Below are 16,133 nucleotides of genomic sequence, written 5' to 3' on the forward strand. Positions count from 1 at the left end.
ATCACGAAACCTTTGTCGAACGCCGGACACATCGCTGATGTCAGGGATCGTGGCGATCTGTCCGGTGTGGCGCGCTCCAGTCATCTCCTGGTGCTACCCACTGGCGTCGCTGTCCGTGCGGTGTCCGGACGATGTGTGGCTCGGTCGACACTCGTGTGTCCGACATCTGCTGGGAAACGCGGACAGGCACGACGGGGACGCCGGCTGGCCGCCGGTGTTGGCATACGGGTTGAAGGATCGCAAAGAGGGTGTACTCTGAAACTGCCTGTGATCGGTCAGTGACTACAAGCTATCGAGCAGGTAGGTTGAGGTCGCGGCTGTGGTGTCCGGGTCGTTCCCATCCGTCCCCGGCTCGCGATACCCAGTCGCTTCTCGGTCCGGGCGGCGCCGGTCGGGCACCCCCAGGGAGGTCCGACCGGCGCCGTCAGGCCGAGAGCGTCGCAGGTCGAGCTGGCGGCGCCGGCCGATCCAGGGCTCGTCGGTGACGGTCCGGGCCTGTCGGATTGGCGTCGATCGATACCGCGGCCGTGCGGGCAGGGAGTAGGAAGTGGCAGGTGGCCGGCTCACTGAACCGACCCTGATCGGGTCCAAGCGTCGTGGGGGTTGACATCACAGCCTGGCTCGTAAGCCCGTGTCTCGCGGTCGAACCGCATGCGGACGAGTGGTCCCGGAGCTGGGACTACGCGAAGTCCGACGGTCTGGTCGACGCGGACGGCATGACCGCCGACCCCACGGGTCTGGCGGATACCGCGGGTCTGGCCGGGGGTCTGGCCGTCGCCGCCGGGCCCGCCCGCGCCGCGGGCCTGATCGACACCGCGGGGCTCGCCGGCACCACGGATCTGGCCGGCCTCGCCAGCGTGGCCAGGCCAGGCGCGGACCGACGGGACCCGGCCGGTCGGGACCCGGCCCGACGAGAGCAGGTCAGGCCAGCCCCGCGCGGCGGCGCGCCGTCTCGGTGACGGCGGCCCAGTCCTGCTCGGCCTGGCCGTGCGCGAGCGCCTCGACGAAGGCGTCCCGCAGAACCCCGCCGAACGGCAACGGCACGTTGTGTTCCAGCCCGGAGGTCAGCGCCAGCTGGACGTCCTTGAAGCCCAGTGGCAGGCGGAAGTTCACCGGCTCGTAGCTGCGGCTGCCGATCATCGCCCCGTATCCCGCGAAGATCGGACCGGTGAACAGACCATCGGTGAGCAGTTCGAGGAACTGGACCGGGTCGAGGCCACCGGCCTCGATGACGGTGGTCGCCTCCGCCATCGCCTCGATCGAGCAGGCGATGAGATAGTTCCCGAAGATCTTCGTCAGGTTCGCCGCGGACGGCTGGTCGCCGACGATCCAGGTGCGCCGGCCGAGCACGTCGAACAGCGGACGCACACCGTCGATGTCGGCGGCCGCGCCCGCGGCCACGACGACGAGGTTGCCCGCGGCGGCCGCCTCGGTACGCCCGAACACCGGGGCGGCGACGTAACGCAGACCCCGGTCGGTGTGCGCGCGCAGCGCCCGGTCGGCCAGCGCCGTGCTGACGGTGGCCATGTTGACATGCAGCGCGCCGCGCGGGGCCGCGTCCAGCACGGCCGGGTCCAGCAGACGTTCGGTGACCGCCCGGTCGTCGGCGAGCATGCTCAGCACGACGCCGGTCGCGAACGCCTCGTCGATGGTGGCCGCGGTGGCGCCGGCCGCCACGAGCCGCTCGACCGGCTCGGGGGAGCGGTTCCAGACCAGCACCGTGTGACCGGCCTCGAGCAGGTTACGGGCCATCGCGCCACCCATGCCGCCGAGGCCGATGAATCCGATCCGCATGTGACCACGCTCCACCGGGTGACGAGCCAGTGTCAAGCCGTCGGCGCGGCATCCCGTAGGACGGCCAGCGCGGTCGTCACCAGATGGCGCATGAGCGCCGGGTCGTCGCCGCGGTAACGGGCGAGGAAATCCTCCGGCGCGAGGATCCGCCGTCCCGCCGACTCGTGGGTGCTCTCCCAGGTAGCGAGGTCACGGACCCGGGCGGTGCGGATCACCATGTACGTGAGGTCGTCCGGGCCGAAGTGGTCCGACTCGATGACCTCGACGGGACGCAGCGGGCCGAGCCGGGCCCGGATCTCCTCCCAGGCCTCCCGGCGGAGGGTCTGCTCCAGCGACGACTCGCCGCGCTGCACATGCCCACCGGGGATGTCCAGCCCGCGGGCCAGCTCGGCGACGACCAGCTGCCCGTCGTCGGTCACAGCCACCACGGACGCGCTCGTGACCTGCTCGAAGGGCGGATCCGGGGAGGGGCCGAGGCAGGTGAGGGTCGAGGGCCGCTCACCCGCGCCGCGCACCTGGCGCCGATCGGCGCGCGCCGGATCGGTACCCGGGTGGCCCGCGTGCGCGGCGGCCGGGTGGTCGGTGTGCGGGTTCTCGGCGTCCATGCGGGGACATCTCCTTCGCCTTCGGACCACAGGTCGGGCTCGAGGTCGGAATGTGCCCACCCATCAGCGCCAGCGGACTGCCGTAGACCACGACCGCGGCGACCTGGGGTGCCAGGTTCGCGGGAACGGTCTCGCCCCGACCCGGGAACGTGGGGAGGCGGCCACCGACCGCATGTGCCTCACCGCTCGTCGGGCCTGGGCGGTTCGTCCGGCTCGGGCGGCCCGTCGGGGTCGATCCGGCGCCGGGAGCGGCCGGCGTCGCCCACCTGGCGGACCTCCTTGTGCGGGAATCGGCGGCGGGCGTACTCGGCGGCCGGCGAACCGGAGGTGACGTACAGCGGTTCGACCTTGTCCTGGAGTGGGCGCAGCACCTGTGCCATGAACCCCTGACGGTCCGCCAGGTAGGGGTCGACAACGTCCTCGCCGGCCGGGCACACCGCCATGCAGTACGCCGCCTTGTAGTTCGCCCGAAACGAGAGGCTCTGCCACATGGAGGCGTTCTCGGCGTCGCTCACCCGGTGTCGGAAGTCCGCTCCGTCGGTGCTGTCGGCGACTGTTTCCGCCCAGTCGGTGAAACCTCCCATGAACTCACGGTAGTTATGTGTGAAGCAGGTGAGGAAGTCGAAACCGCCGTCCTTGTCGATGGCGCCGACGGGGCAGGCCGCGACGCACAGCTTGCATTCCAGGCAGGGATTGTAGTCGATCGGCGAGCCGTACTCGCTCACGGGTGCGCCGACCAGCAGCGTGGCCAGCAGGACGAAGTTCCCGAACCGGGGGTGGATGACGTTTCGGTGTATGCCGATCGCGCCGAGGCCCGCGGCGACCGCGACGGTCTTGTGGGCGACCACCCAGATGCGTCCCGGGTATCGGTCCATCTCCATCGGAAAGGTCGCCGACGGGTTGACTGCCCGGAATCCGGCGTCCTGCAGGGCGCGGACAATCCGGCGGGCGGCGGTGTTGACGAGTTCGCCGCTGTGATGGAACTCCTGGTTGGCGACGCTGCGCTCGGGTGAGCGGACATTGTCGCGGTTCATGCGCACCACGAGGCTGACCAGGCTGCGGGTGCCGGGCAGGGCCCGCTCCACGTGCTCGCGTTCGGCGGCGAGTTCGGGTCGGTCGATCGGCACGGCGGCCACGTCGTCGGCGCCGGCTCGCAGCGCGATCTCCCGTAGCCAGCCGGCGTCCACGACCGCGGGTGCGCCAGGTGTGCCGCGGAGCGCGGCCCGGCGGGCGTGGGCCGCGCGCACCGTCGGATGGTTGGCGAGCCGCGCCGGCAGGCGAGTCTCGGTCACGTGCTCGTCCGGAGACTCCATGGGCCCTCCAAAAGGTCTTTGGGCTGCTAGGTTGGAAATTCCAACTCACTATCGGACGGGTCGCGCGGTGGGGTCAACCGGTAGGTTCGGACCAGCGGCCCGGTGGATCGACGGGTCCGAGGAGGCTGTGATCATGGCCGCTGGTGGGCGGGACTGTTCGATCGCGAACGCGCTGGGCGTCATCGGGGAGCGCTGGAGCCTGCTCGCGTTGCGCGAGGTGCTGCTCGGAGAACGCCGGTTCGACCAGATCGCCCGCAACACCGGGGCGAGCCGGGACATCCTCGCGGCCCGCCTGCGGACGTTGGTGGAGCGTGGTGTGCTCACTCGGCAGCTCTACGAGCGGCATCCGCCGCGTTACGAGTACCTGCCCACGGAGGCCGGTCAGGCCCTGGCGCCGATCCTGCTGGCGCTCACCGACTGGGGTGATCGTTACGTCACCACCGGCCCGCCGCCGACCCGGTGGGAACATGACTGCGGAGCCGAGCTGGAGCCGGAACTGGTGTGCCGGCAGTGCCACGCCCCGGTGGTCGCCGGTTCCACCCGTCTGCTACGCCTCGGCCAGGTCTGATGTCGCACGTGCGATTGGCGTAGTACTGCTGGTCAGCGCCGGTTCATCCGCTGTCCACCAGCGACTCCTAACGTCCCATCTCGGCCGGATCACCGGTCGGTCGGCGGGGACGGGACAGGGGTGTGTCGATGAGCGCAGCGGGGGGTGCCCGGCGACGGGCGTCGGGACGGCGCGCAGTGTCGCGACGGCGGGGGATGGTGGCGGTCGCCGGGTTGGCGTTGGCGCTGCCCATGGGGCTGCTGACCGGGCCGGGGGTGGCCCTGGCTGGTCCGCCGGCGTCGGGCGCGGGTTCGGTCGTTCCCACGGTGGTGCGCACGGGGACCCTGCCCGACACCAGCCTGGCCAGTTTCGCCAACGCACTGCTGCCCGGGTCCGTCCCCGACGACCACGGGGTCAAGCTCGGTGGGATCGGCAGCGACCTCTACCCGGCCGGCGCGCCGAACGAGTTCTGGACGATCACCGACCGCGGCCCGAACGGCCAGATCAAGGTGGACGGCAAGAACCGCCGCACCTTCCCGGTGCCCGGCTTCGACCCGGCCATCCTGCGGGTGCGGGTCGAGGGTTCGACGATCCGGGTGCTCACCGCCGTGGCGATCACCACCACGCACGGCAAGCCCGTCACCGGCCTGTCCAACATCGACGGCGTCGACGAGACCCCGTACACCTGGGACGCCACCACCAAGCTCGCGTTCGACCCGAACGGCCTGGACACCGAGGGCCTGGTCCGCACCCGTAACGGCGAGTTCTGGGTGGTCGACGAGTACAGCCCGTCGCTGCTGCGGATCAGTCCGACCGGTCGCGTGCTCGCCCGCTACGTCCCCGCCGGGGTGAGACTGACCGGGGCGGACTACCCGGTGATCGCCACGCTGCCCGCCATCCTCGGCAGCCGCAAGATCAACCGTGGCTTCGAGGGCATCACCCTCGCCCCCGACGGCCGCACCCTCTACCTGGCCGTGCAGAGCCCCCTGCAACTGCCCGACGCCGACACCGGTGACGCCTCCCGCAACACCCGCATCCTGCGCTTCGACACGTCCGCCACGAAGGTCACCGGCGAGTACGTCTACCGGTTCGAGGATGTGACGACCTTCGACCCGAGCGCCGAGGGCGACCCGTCCGAGCTGAAGATCTCGTCGCTGGCCGCGGTGAACGACCACACGCTGCTCGTCGACGAGCGCACCGATCCGGTGGCCCGTCTCTACACCGTCGACCTGCGCGGGGCGACGAACATCCTCGGCACGACGTGGGACACGGCGACGACCAGCCCGTCGCTGGAGTCGCTGGCCGACCCGTCGAGCGCCGACGTCCGCGCGCTGCGCAAGACGCTGGCCGTCGACCTCGAGGCCGTCCCCGGGATGCCCGACAAGATCGAGGGTGTGGCCGTGCTCGGGCCGCGCGGCATCGCGGTGGCCAACGACAACGACTTCGGCCTCGGCACCTTCGACGCCGCCGGTCGACTCGTGGACTCCGGGGTGCGCAGCCGCATCCTCCTGCTGCACCTCAACCGCCCCCTGGCCTGATCGATCCGGCCGAAGGCCGTCGGCGCTCGGGCGGCTGGGCTCAGCCGGGCAGGTTGAGCAGTTCGATCGCGGGGGACTCGTGCTCGTGACCGAGCACCGAGAGGGTGCCCGCGCCCAGCACGAACCGTGCGCCGGCGCGCGGCGGCAGGCCCAGCCACCGGGCGATGAGCACGCGCAGCATGTGCCCGTGGCCGACGAGGGCCACGTCGCCGCGCTCCAGCCAGGGACGCAGCCGGGAGAGCACCGCGTCGGCGCGGGCACCGACCTGCTCGGGGGTCTCACCGCCCGGTACGGGCGCGTCCCACACCGTCCACCCGGGGACGCTCTGACGGATCGTCACGGTGGTGACGCCCTCGTAGTCGCCGTAGTCCCACTCGGCGAGGTCCTCCCAGACCAGACGTTCGGGCACCGGAGGGGAGACCAGACCCGCGAGATCCGCGGTGTGCCGGGCGCGGCGTCGGGGACTCGTCGCCGCGAGCACGAACGTCAGCTCGTCCAGATGGGCGGCCTGCGCGGCGGCCTGACGCTCGCCCTCCTCGGTCAGCGGGACGTCGGTCCGGCCGGTGTGTCGGCCGTCGCGGCTCCAGGCCGTCTGGCCGTGCCGCAGCAGCACCACCCGGCCCGGTGCCGGGGCGCCGCTCATCGGCTGGCATGCCGCCGACGGCGTCGGCGCACCCCGCCGACGAACAACACCAGCGTGCTCGTGGCCAGGACCACCCGGTCCCAGCGGACCGCCCGCACGACCCTCGGTGCGCCCGTGTCGACACCGGGTGGCGCGTCGGAGGGCATCCCGGGGGTGAGCGCCGTCTCCGGGCTCGGCGCCGGAGCCAGGCCGAGTACGGGGCCGTAGCGCTGGCGCAGCTCCGTGGTGCGCACGCGCAGCTGCTCCTGGGCGCGCTCGGCCACCCGACGGGGGCTGACGATCTCCGCGATGGCGTCGATCGTCTCGGCGAGCTCGGCGCGGGTCTCCTCGATCTGCTGCTGGATGGCGGCCGGGTCCTGCGGCACGAATGTTGCCCTCTCGTCCGGTGCGGGTGGCGGCGCGACGTCCCGCGTCGGGTGTGGCCGGCCTGTTCCGATCGTGCCAGACCTGCCACCCCCCGGCGAGGCAAAACGTCGCGGCGCGTGCCAGGACATACCTCTCATCCGGCGCCCAGCCCGCCCGGTGGTGGCGCTGAGCAGGGCGGACCCGGTCGCCACGGCTGGCCGCCGCGGGTGCACGGCGGCGCCGGTCGGGGCCGGAACGGGCCGGCCGGCCCGTCGAGAGCGGGCCGTTCGGCGCCTGGGGGATGACGCGGCGCGGACTAGGCTGAGACCGGGTGTGACGGCCTCGGACCAGGTCAGACCGGATATGGGGGGACAACCCCCGGCCGGGTTCGCGACGGCTGACCCCGATCGGGATATCGGGCCGCTTCTCACTCGTTGGCACAGGCAGTTCGACCCGGGTCTGTCCCGGGCGTCCGCCGCACGTTCGACCAGGAACGGAACGGACATGTTCACGATCGCCCATCGCCTGCGCGCCCCGTCGCAGCCGGCGAGCCGCGTGGTCTCCACCGCGCTGCGGCTCGTCCTCGGTGCTGTGTGGCTGGCCGCCGGGCTGCTCAAGATCAACGATCCCGACGGGATGCTGCGCTCGGTGCGGGCGTTTCGGATCCTGCCGGAGTCGCTGGTCCAACCGGTCGCCTACGGCGTGCCGTTCCTGGAGATCGCGCTCGGCGTGCTGTTGGTGCTCGGTCTGGCCGTGCGGGTCAGCGCGGTCGTGTCGGCGCTGATGTTCGCGACGTACATCGCGGCCATCGCCTCGGCGGCGGCCCGCGGCCTGCGGATCGACTGCGGCTGCTTCTCCTCCGGCGGCGATCTGGGCGCCGACGCGCCCACCCACTACACCTCCGAGCTCGTCCGCGACAGCCTGCTGCTGCTCGTCGCGCTCGTGCTCGTGTGGCGGCCCACCGGCTACCTCGCGGTGGACCGTCTTCTCGACAGACCGGTCGACCTCGACACCTCGCACGACCCGAACCAGGACGAATCCGCTCTGGGCGATCCCAGCCAGGGCGATCCCAGCCTGGGCGACGCCAGTCCGGACGAAGCCGGCTCGGGTGAGGGCGCCACGTCGACCGCCGACCACCGCAGGAGTGACGTAGATGGCTTCGAAAGTCTCAAAAAGTAAGCAGACGGCGAGCGCCGAGGATCGCCGGACGAAGGCCGCCGCCGCCCGAGCCGCGGCGGCCGCGGCGGAGCGGCGGCGGCGCAACCTGATCGTCGGCGGGGCCGTCGTCCTCGTGCTCGCGCTGATCGCCGTGCTCGGTTTCCTCGTGCAGAACTCGCGGGAGGAGTCGAAGCCGGTGGTGTTGCCGGCCCCGGCCACCGGCACCGATCACGGCATCATCGTCGGTAAGGCCAGCGCGCCCGTCACGGTCGACATGTACGAGGACTTCCAGTGCCCGGCCTGCGAGGCGCTGGAGACCCAGACCGGCCCGACCATCGGCACCCTGCTCGACCAGGGCAAAATCAAGATCGACTATCACATGATGTCGTTCCTGGGCCCCGAGTCGGTCCGGGCGGCGAACGCGGCGGCCGCGGCGGCGAACGAGGGCCGGTTCCGCGAACTGCACGAGGTCCTCTACGCCAACCAGCCCGAGGAGAAAACCGGTGGTTTCACCAACGCCACCCTCATCGAGCTCGGCGCCAAGGCCGGCCTGACCTCGCAGGCCTACAAGGACGCGGTGAACAACGGCACCTACGACGGCTACGTCCACAAGGTCGACCAGGACGCGTCCAAGGCCGATGTCACCGGCACCCCGACAGTGATCATCAACGGTAAGCGGCTCACCGGCGCCGAGCTCACGCCGGACGGCTTCACCGCCGCCGTCAACGCGGCGGCCTGAGCACCGCGGGTCGCCGGCCGACCAGGTGGTCCGGGGCTGAGACGGGAGCGGGGCGAAGTGGAGACCACGCCCGGTCGGCGGTCGGTTTGCCGATCTGCCCGGGCCCCGACTACCTTGTCGGGCCATGACCGAGACCGCCGCCACCGCCGCCCGCCTGTCCGCCGGCGACCCCGCACCGCTGTTCACCCTGTCCGACGCCGAGGAACGCGAGGTGTCCCTCGAGTCGTACCGAGGCCGCCGGGTGGTGGTCTACTTCTACCCGGCCGCCTCCACCCCGGGCTGCACGAAGCAGGCCTGCGACTTTCGGGACAACCTCGCCCTGCTGGGCGAGGCCGGCATCGACGTGCTCGGCATCTCGCCGGACAAGCCGGCGAAACTCGCGAAGTTCCGCGACGCCCAGTCGCTGACCTTTCCCCTGCTGTCCGACCCGGACCGGTCCGTGCTGGCGGCCTACGGCGCGTTCGGGGAGAAGACGATGTACGGGAAGAAGACCGTCGGGGTGATCCGCTCGACCTTCGTCATCGGCGCGGACGGCGCGATCGAGGTCGCGCAGTACAACGTGCGCGCCACCGGCCACGTCGCCAAGCTGCTCCGCGACCTGAGCCTCGCCGCCGACTGAGCGCGGCTCAGCTGGCGGGGCGCAGGTCCCAGCGCAGCAGCACGTTGTCCGGCCGGCCGGGGTCGACGAGCACCGGGATGCGCCGTGGGCGCCCGGACGAGGCGACGGCGAGGGCGGCGAGGTCGACGTCCGTGCCCGGGGCGACGGCGGCGCGCACCACCGGATAGGGCTGGCCGCCCGGCTGGTCCACCAGCAGGTGGACCTCCGTGACGGGCCGGCCGTTCACCCGGGCGCCGGTGTCGCGCAGCGCGTCGACGGTCGCGGTGGTCGCCCGTCCGCTGTCGATCAGCCGTAGGGCCTCGTTGCGTTCGGTCAGCGCCTGCGCGGCGGTGGACGTCGCCGGGGGCTGGGCCGGCGCGGCGGGCTCGGCTGGCGTGGGCGGCGCGGGCGGTTTGGGCGGCTCGGGCGGGGTGGACGTGCGGGGCTCGGGGGTGGCCGCCGCGGCGGAATCCGGGATGTTCGGGTCGGTCATGGGTCGGTCTCCCCGTCCTCGCGTGCCGGTCTCACCTGCCGGTTCGCGAGCGGGTCCAGCGCGCTACCGGGGCTGGGCCTGGCGGGCCGCAGCAGGCTCAGCGTGCCGTAGCGGGGCCCACCGTGCGGGTCGGCCAGCCGACAGCTGTCACCTCATCGACGCGGGGGTATGTGTCCCGTCCCCGGCGCGACAAACCCCGCGTGCGGAATCGGGACGTATCCGGACTGATGTGACGGCGCAGCGTGGCGGGCCTGCGGTGCTTCGCCGAACCAGCCGGTAAACCGCTTGCCCGGCCTCGCTACCCTGGTGGCACGCGGGAGTGGCGGAATGGCAGACGCAGCAGGTTTAGGTCCTGCCGCCCACTGGGCGTGGGGGTTCAAGTCCCCCCTCCCGCACCCTTGCGCTGTCGCACTCGGGGCGAGCCGGGCGGTGCGCAGGTCGGCGGGCCGTCCGGTCGGCGTGCGTCTAGAGGTCGCCGCTGCGGCGCAGGCCGGCCAGGGCGAGGGCGCCGGGGACGACCGGCAGCCAGAAGCTGATCACGCGGTAGACCAGGACGGCGGCGAGCATGGTCGCCGCACTGCCGCCGGCCGCGGTCAGGCCGAAGGCCAGCGCCGGCTCCAGCGCGCCGACCCCGCCGGCCGTCGGTGCCGCCCCGGCGACCATCGAGCCGACCAGGTAGACGGTGGCGACCGACATCAGCGTGACGCTGGCACCGAACGCCCACACCGTGCAGGCGAGCGCGAGGATCTGGAACAGCCGGGTAGCGGCCTGCGAGGCGACCAGCAGCGCGGCCCGACCGGGGGAGTGCGCCAGGGTCGACAGGTGGCCGCGGAACACCCGGGCGGCCGGGCGCACGACCACCCGGACCCGTGGATGCGCGACGGTACCGGTGACCAGCGCCATCACGATCACGACGGCGATCGTGGTCGGCCCCGCGCCCAGATCGTGGACGGTGGTGCGGACCGGGCTGACCACCGCTGTGCCGATGCCGGAGTCGCTGAGGGTGCCCGCGACGATCGCGAGACCCAGCAGATGGGTCACCGCGCCCGCGCCCTTCACCGAGGCGACGGCGGCGAGTGCGGCCGGCCGGGTCATCCCACGCCGTTGCAGGAACCGCAGGTGGACCGCGATCGCGCCGAGGCCGGCGGGGACGATGCGGTTCGTCGCGGCGGCGGCGAGCTGTACGGCGGTCACCGTCCGTAGTGACATGCGCAGGCCGCTGGCGGACCGCAGGGAGACGCCGTTGGCCACGTAGAACAGGGCGGTCGCGCCGGCGCAGGCGGCCAACCAGTGCCAACGCGGAGCCGGCACGCCGGACAGCCGGGACGCGGCATCCCCGCGGAACTGAATGCCCAGGACGACCAGCAGGATGCCGGCGGCGATCAGACACGCCAGGGTGCGCCGACGTGAACGCGCCCGAGCGGTGGACGCATCCGGCATCACCAGCGCCAGCGGCTCGGCGAAAACATGACGGTACGGATCCACGGGGCCGCAGATACGCGCGGCCGGGGAGGCGGCGGGTGAGGAGGAGATTGTCATGCCCGCGTCACCAGGGACCGCGGCGATCCCGCCGACACGCGAGCCGAGAACGACCGGAATCTCGATGGCAACCCCCGTCGGGCTGGTGCCGTGGCCACGATCGTGGCGCGGCGAGCTGTGATCACCGTACGCGAGTTGCCTGAACAGCGACCGAAGTGCCCACACTGTTGTGCTGACGGCTGCGCATCCAGAACGTACGTATCGCAGACCCGACTATCACCGACAGATGCTGTCGGCGGTGCGCCACTCGCTCTGCGCCACGTCATGCGACCTCCCGCCCGGTCAGTTCGAGCTGGATTGCATTACTTCATAATAATAAAAGCGGATATTTTGGACTACCTGTGAAGGGTCGGTCCCGAGCTGGGTGCGGCGCCTGCGCTCCCGCTCCGACACCCGGGCGCTCAGGTGCCGCAGGCGACCTCCACGGAGCCCTCCTGTCGCGGGGGGTCCGGCTGGCGCGGTAGGTCGAACCACACCTGTTTGCCGGGTCCCTGCTCCTGTGGGCGGTCCACGATCCCCCACTGCAGTGCCAGCGCCGCCACCAGACGCATACCTCGCCCCGACTCGTCGTCGTCGTCGGCCAGCCGCAACGTGGGATGCAACGAGCTCCCGTCATCGACCGCGATGCGGATGCGGTCGATGCTGAGGGTGACGGTCAGCCGTAGTGCGCCGCGGTCACCGACAAATCGGACCGCGTTCGTCACCACCTCGCTGATGAGCAGCTGGGCGACCTCGATCGCCTCGGTCCGGTTCCAGGCGGCGAGCAGCTCGGTGACAAGCCGGCGCGCCCGCCCGGCGGCGCGGGGTTCGGCGGGCAGGTCGAAGCGTGCGGTCAGTACTCCGGCCACGCCTCACCTTCCGTGGGATCGAGCGGAACGGCTCCGGCACGCGGTGTCGTCCTCGCGTCGGGCACGCTGCCCGGCGACGCGTACCTGCCTCCTTGTCCGGCACCTCAAACCTGCGTCGATCGTGGCCGCGGGTCGTCTCTCCTCCACCGGTCGCACCTGGATACCGCGTGCGGCCCCCCGGCAGGGGGCGACGCGCCGCGGTGGACAGCGAGATCCGCGGCCGACCGACTCAGATCACGTCGATGCCATCAAGGACCGATTCCTGCCGCGCCAGCCACGCCCTGGTGACCTCGTCGACCTGAGCCTGGTCGACGAGGGCGGCCGCAGGGGAGAGCCCGTTCGTGCCGCTGTGGGTGCCCGTCACGGGCTGTGGGGACCGCGGTGACAGTCCCGGCAGCGCCGGGGACGCGTGCCGCTGAGCGGGCTGCTGAGCCGGGCGGACCGTCCGGTGCTCGGCGGCGCGGGCGTCGGCGGCCCGGCGCGCGTTCGACCCCGCGGCCCCGGCACCACCCATCGCCCCTCGCGGGGCGTGGGTGGGCTCGGGTGGGGTCCGTCGGGGCACGCCGAGCCGATCGACGGGCATCGCGGCGGGCGGGTGTCCCTGTGGCCCGAGTCCCGCCAGCCCGGATTCTCCCGGTCCGAACCCGTTGCCCGGTCCGAAGCCGTTGCCCGGTCCGAAGCCGGTGACGGGCGCGCCACGGTCCGCCGCACCGTTGCCGCCGTCGCCCGTTCGGGCCGCGGTCAACCCGGAGCGGCCGGTGATCTCGACCGGTCCGGAGATCGGTGGCGCCGGACGGGAGGTGGGTACCGCGATGCCGTCCGGGTAGCGGGGCACTGCCGCGCGATCGGCCGGACGTGCCGGTGGCGCGGATGCTGGTTCGGGGGCGGCCACACCCGGCAACCGGGGCACCGCGCCGGTGGGCCGAGGCTGACCGGGTGCCTGCCGAGCGGGCGCGGGTGGGAAGGGAACGCCGGACCCGGAGGGCATCGGGCCTGGTCGTGGGCCGGCCGGCGCGCCACGGCCAGGATCGTCGAAGCGGCGCGCCGTGGTGGGCTGGCGCACGGGCGGGGCCGCCGGGCCGGCGGGCTGATCGCCGGGTCTGGCGCCACCCCGACGTCGGACGTCGTCGGGGTGGCGCTCGCTGTCGCGCCGCGTGCCCTCGGTGTACGGGGCGTCCTCGCCGTAGGGGACGGCGCCGTAGGGGACCTCGTTCACGGGCCGACGCTCGACGCCGCGCGGATCGCCGGCGTATCGGCGTTCGTCGCCGTAACGCTGCTCGTCGCGAGGGCGGCGTTGCGTGTCGTACCGGTTCGCGTCTCGGCGCCGAGCCTCGTCGCCGAGACGGGCGTCCTCGCGGTGGCGGGCATCCTCGCCGTACTGGCCGTCCGGCTCGGGTCGACCGTTGCCGTACTGGGCTTCCTGCCCGTACTGGCTGTATCTGGCGTCGTCGCCGGGGCGGGCGGCGGTGGGATAGCGGCGGTCCGTCTCGCGGCGGGGATCCTGGGACCACGGGCGCTCGGACCGGTCGGCCAGTGCCATCGGCATGGGCACGGCGGGGGGAGGTGCGGACGGCGGCGGTATGGACGGCATGGGTGTAGACGGCGGTGGTGTGGACGGCGGTGGTGCGGACGCCGGCGGCGGGGCGATGGGAACAGGCGCGGTCGGCGGGGGTGGCAGGATGCGGCCGACCGGTGGCCGCGGTGCCGGCAGCTCCTCGCAGTGATCGCCCGCCGCACCGGCGTGCAGGCCGAGCGGCGCGAGATCGGCGTCGCCGTCCTGGCTGGGATCGTCGGGCGCGATGCCGGTGATCGCCACGATCGAGGCGCAGGGCCAGAGCCGGTCACAGCTGAGGCAGAGCTCGAACTCGTTCGGCTGGTGCAGGTCGATCAGTGTGATCAGGGAGTTGATGTGCTCGATGATCTTTGGACCGACCAGTACCGGCCCACGCGCGATGACGTCGAGCTCGGAGCGCAGTCGCCCGTGATACTGCTCGACGTCGGCAAGCCGCGGATCGTCCATCACAGGCAGCATGCACCATAGCGGCCGAGAAGGCGCGAACGGTGTAGAACGAAAGAGGGTGTTGTTACGGACGCCTTACCTTCCGCGCCCGTGAACAGGCCCAAAGCGGCGCCGAGCGTCCAAATTTCGTTACGCGACGTAACGGCGGTGGGCCCCTGGGGGCCCCCGCCTCGCCCCGCCCGCTGCGGCCGCACGTGCGCTCTGGTCCGTCGACGTTTCGGCTCCCAGCTGATCAGGAGCGTTCCGGCCGCACCTCGTCGGTGCGACGCACCTGGCGCATCAGGCCTTCCTGCAGCCGGGCGAACTCCTCGATGTAGGGACTTTCGACCTGGCCGGGAGTGCCGCCGGGCTTCTCACCCGGTGCGGAGCGGTCGAACGACTCGAAGCCGGCGAACTGGCCGGCTCCGTTCGCCAGTGGCATCCGGTCGGCCTGGCCGTCGAAGGCCGGGTAGTGGCCGGCGGCCTGCTGTGCGCCCCGGTCGCCGGGGGTGTCGTAGCTCGGCCCGTACGGCGGCATGGGCGGGGTGCCCGGCGCCGCGGAGCGATCCTGGGCGTTGTCGAACGCCGGGTAGTGCGCGCCGTTCGCCGCGGCCGCCCGTTCGGCGGCGCCCCCGTCGTAGCCGTAACCGCCGGAGCCGTTCGCGCTGGCCGCACCCGGCGCGATCGACAGCGGGGCGCCGTGTCGGCCATCGCCGTTCGGGTCCGCCTGCTCGGTGGACAGGAAACCCTCGGCCGCCGGGTAGATGCGGGCGGAGAGGCTCACCGACATGGGATCGCTGCCGTAGGTGATGACGTCGACCTGGTCCTCCGCGCTGATCCCGCCGTTACGGGCGAGATCGACGAAACGGAACAGATCGGCCCAGCGCAGTCCATCGAGATCGACACTGATGCGCAATGCCATGGTGGTGCCCCATCCCTGAGGTTCGTGACGTGCCGACGGTTCGCAGGCGCCAACAGACAAGCGATGAGGTGCCACGGCACGTCGCCCGTCAGCGCCAGCCCGGGCGGCGATGGGCGGCAGCTTATACCCCGTTGGGAGAGCATTCCCGCTCCGGTATGGTTCAGCACTCTCTGCGCCGCAAGAAGTCGCCAGCGGAATCGGACTTGAGTGGCATCCCTGTGGCATCCCGGTGGCGGACGGGTAGTGTCCCCAGCTGTGACTGTTGTGTCCGGCGGTGTCAACGGAGTCGACCCGATGACGGGGATGGACGTCCCGGCAGGTGTCACCCAGGCCGGCGCCCTGCCGATTCGGCTGCTGCACGACCGCGTGCTGGTGCAGCCGCGCGAGGACGCCGCCGACCGGCGCTCCAAGGCGGGCATCGTGATCCCGGCGACCGCGCAGATGGGCAAGCGGCTGTCCTGGGCGGACGTGGTCGCCGTGGGCACCGCGGTACGCACCATCCAGGTCGGCGACCGGGTGCTGTACGACCCCGAGGAGCGGGCCGAGGTCGAGCTCCACTCGACCACCTACATCCTGTTGCGGGAGCGGGACGTGCACGCGGTGGCCGCCCAGCGCGTCGATGACGGGCTGACCGGCCTGTACCTCTGAGCGGCGCGAACCTCGCCTGATCCGCGCCGCGGGTGGTCCGCCGCGGGTGCCGTTGGAGCGGTGCGGGGACCACCTGTCGTCATACCCGGGCCGCAATGGTGTACGGTGCCGCATCGGTCGGCATACGAGTGCGCCGCCCGGGCCGTGGTGGCCGGTCGTGAATGTGGTGGGACAGACACCGCGCCGGCTGGTCCCCTGTCTGGCCTGGCGCGGTTGTGACCCGTATCCTTCGCTCGGCTTTGGAGATCCGCGTTCCGGCCGGGACCCTTGGATGTGGTGAGGCACCGGGAATGCGGACACTGGCCCGGTAGTCACCGCGTCCCCGGGTTTGCTGCGTACGGTAGCCGTCCGATGTCTTCGGGTGCCGGGTTGTGGAGTTTCGTGTGTCCGGTGGACCCGGTCCC

17 protein-coding genes and 1 tRNA gene are annotated in these 16,133 nt (G+C 72.2%); 8 read left to right on the plus strand and 10 right to left on the minus strand.

Features of this window, described 5'->3' with window-relative positions; all coding sequences use genetic code 11:
- The first annotated feature begins 596 nt into the window (after positions 1–596).
- On the plus strand, positions 597–959 hold the full coding sequence (locus MXD61_RS03045; protein WP_248811325.1) for a hypothetical protein: 363 nt from the start codon (positions 597–599) through the stop codon (positions 957–959).
- Here MXD61_RS03045 and MXD61_RS03050 read toward each other — a convergent pair.
- The 3 genes from MXD61_RS03050 to MXD61_RS03060 all read right to left on the minus strand — a co-directional run bounded on the left by MXD61_RS03050 (position 922) and on the right by MXD61_RS03060 (position 3,691).
- Complete coding sequence (locus tag MXD61_RS03050; RefSeq protein ID WP_248811326.1) at positions 922–1,794, minus strand: NAD(P)-dependent oxidoreductase; 873 nt, start codon at positions 1,792–1,794, stop codon at positions 922–924. The genes MXD61_RS03045 and MXD61_RS03050 overlap by 38 nt on opposite strands.
- A 32-nt stretch (positions 1,795–1,826) precedes the next feature.
- Positions 1,827–2,399, minus strand: coding sequence for an NUDIX hydrolase (locus MXD61_RS03055; RefSeq protein ID WP_248811327.1), 573 nt, complete (start codon positions 2,397–2,399; stop codon positions 1,827–1,829).
- 179 nt (positions 2,400–2,578) lie between these two features.
- The gene (locus MXD61_RS03060; RefSeq protein WP_248811328.1) at positions 2,579–3,691 is read right to left on the minus strand and encodes an epoxyqueuosine reductase; all 1,113 of its coding nucleotides are present in this window, start codon (positions 3,689–3,691) and stop codon (positions 2,579–2,581) included.
- 154 nt (positions 3,692–3,845) lie between these two features.
- Between MXD61_RS03060 and MXD61_RS03065 the strand changes: the two genes are divergently transcribed.
- Both MXD61_RS03065 and MXD61_RS03070 read left to right on the plus strand, forming a co-directional pair.
- The gene (locus tag MXD61_RS03065; RefSeq protein WP_248811329.1) at positions 3,846–4,280 is read left to right on the plus strand and encodes a helix-turn-helix domain-containing protein; all 435 of its coding nucleotides are present in this window, start codon (positions 3,846–3,848) and stop codon (positions 4,278–4,280) included.
- Between the two features lie 128 nt (positions 4,281–4,408).
- Positions 4,409–5,797, plus strand: coding sequence for an esterase-like activity of phytase family protein (locus MXD61_RS03070; RefSeq protein WP_248811330.1), 1,389 nt, complete (start codon positions 4,409–4,411; stop codon positions 5,795–5,797).
- 40 nt (positions 5,798–5,837) lie between these two features.
- Here MXD61_RS03070 and MXD61_RS03075 read toward each other — a convergent pair whose 3' ends face one another.
- Both MXD61_RS03075 and MXD61_RS03080 read right to left on the minus strand, forming a co-directional pair.
- A complete protein-coding gene (locus tag MXD61_RS03075; RefSeq protein ID WP_163547299.1) occupies positions 5,838–6,440 on the minus strand; it encodes a histidine phosphatase family protein in 603 nt (200 codons plus the stop codon).
- The gene (locus MXD61_RS03080) at positions 6,437–6,805 is read right to left on the minus strand and encodes a DUF3618 domain-containing protein (RefSeq protein ID WP_248811331.1); all 369 of its coding nucleotides are present in this window, start codon (positions 6,803–6,805) and stop codon (positions 6,437–6,439) included. The genes MXD61_RS03075 and MXD61_RS03080 overlap by 4 nt, the downstream gene beginning before the upstream one ends.
- A 484-nt stretch (positions 6,806–7,289) precedes the next feature.
- Here MXD61_RS03080 and MXD61_RS03085 point away from each other — a divergent pair, with 484 nt between their 5' ends.
- The 3 genes from MXD61_RS03085 (at position 7,290) to bcp (ending at position 9,301) form a co-directional block, all read left to right on the plus strand.
- The gene (locus tag MXD61_RS03085) at positions 7,290–7,964 is read left to right on the plus strand and encodes a MauE/DoxX family redox-associated membrane protein (protein ID WP_248811332.1); all 675 of its coding nucleotides are present in this window, start codon (positions 7,290–7,292) and stop codon (positions 7,962–7,964) included.
- Positions 7,939–8,682, plus strand: a complete 744-nt coding sequence (locus tag MXD61_RS03090) for a thioredoxin domain-containing protein (RefSeq protein WP_248811333.1) — start codon at positions 7,939–7,941, stop codon at positions 8,680–8,682. The genes MXD61_RS03085 and MXD61_RS03090 overlap by 26 nt, the downstream gene beginning before the upstream one ends.
- Positions 8,683–8,806: 124 nt before the next feature.
- Positions 8,807–9,301, plus strand: coding sequence for a thioredoxin-dependent thiol peroxidase (gene bcp / locus MXD61_RS03095; protein WP_248811334.1), 495 nt, complete (start codon positions 8,807–8,809; stop codon positions 9,299–9,301).
- A gap of 7 nt (positions 9,302–9,308) precedes the next feature.
- Here bcp and MXD61_RS03100 read toward each other — a convergent pair whose 3' ends face one another.
- A complete protein-coding gene (locus MXD61_RS03100) occupies positions 9,309–9,773 on the minus strand; it encodes a hypothetical protein (protein ID WP_248811335.1) in 465 nt (154 codons plus the stop codon).
- Between the two features lie 313 nt (positions 9,774–10,086).
- Here MXD61_RS03100 and MXD61_RS03105 point away from each other — a divergent pair.
- Positions 10,087–10,168, plus strand: a tRNA-Leu gene (locus MXD61_RS03105).
- A 70-nt stretch (positions 10,169–10,238) separates the two neighbouring features.
- On the opposite strand, the gene MXD61_RS03110 is transcribed toward MXD61_RS03105, so the two are convergent.
- The 4 genes from MXD61_RS03110 to MXD61_RS03125 form a co-directional block, all read right to left on the minus strand.
- Complete coding sequence (locus tag MXD61_RS03110) at positions 10,239–11,312, minus strand: lysylphosphatidylglycerol synthase transmembrane domain-containing protein (RefSeq protein WP_248811336.1); 1,074 nt, start codon at positions 11,310–11,312, stop codon at positions 10,239–10,241.
- A 401-nt stretch (positions 11,313–11,713) separates the two neighbouring features.
- On the minus strand, positions 11,714–12,160 hold the full coding sequence (locus MXD61_RS03115) for an ATP-binding protein (RefSeq protein WP_248811337.1): 447 nt from the start codon (positions 12,158–12,160) through the stop codon (positions 11,714–11,716).
- A gap of 229 nt (positions 12,161–12,389) precedes the next feature.
- Entirely contained in the window at positions 12,390–14,180 is a 1,791-nt protein-coding gene (locus MXD61_RS03120; protein ID WP_248811338.1) for a hypothetical protein, read from the minus strand.
- 232 nt (positions 14,181–14,412) lie between these two features.
- On the minus strand, positions 14,413–15,081 hold the full coding sequence (locus tag MXD61_RS03125; protein ID WP_248811339.1) for a hypothetical protein: 669 nt from the start codon (positions 15,079–15,081) through the stop codon (positions 14,413–14,415).
- 255 nt (positions 15,082–15,336) lie between these two features.
- On the opposite strand from MXD61_RS03125, the gene MXD61_RS03130 reads away from it, so the two are divergent.
- Positions 15,337–15,729 carry a co-chaperone GroES gene (locus MXD61_RS03130; protein ID WP_248811340.1) on the plus strand — a complete coding sequence of 131 codons (393 nt, stop codon included), beginning with the start codon at positions 15,337–15,339 and terminating at the stop codon, positions 15,727–15,729.
- Positions 15,730–16,133: the final 404 nt, after the last annotated feature.

Source organism: Frankia sp. AgPm24 (assembly GCF_023243055.1).
In the GTDB taxonomy this organism is placed as follows: domain Bacteria; phylum Actinomycetota; class Actinomycetes; order Frankiales; family Frankiaceae; genus Frankia; species Frankia umida.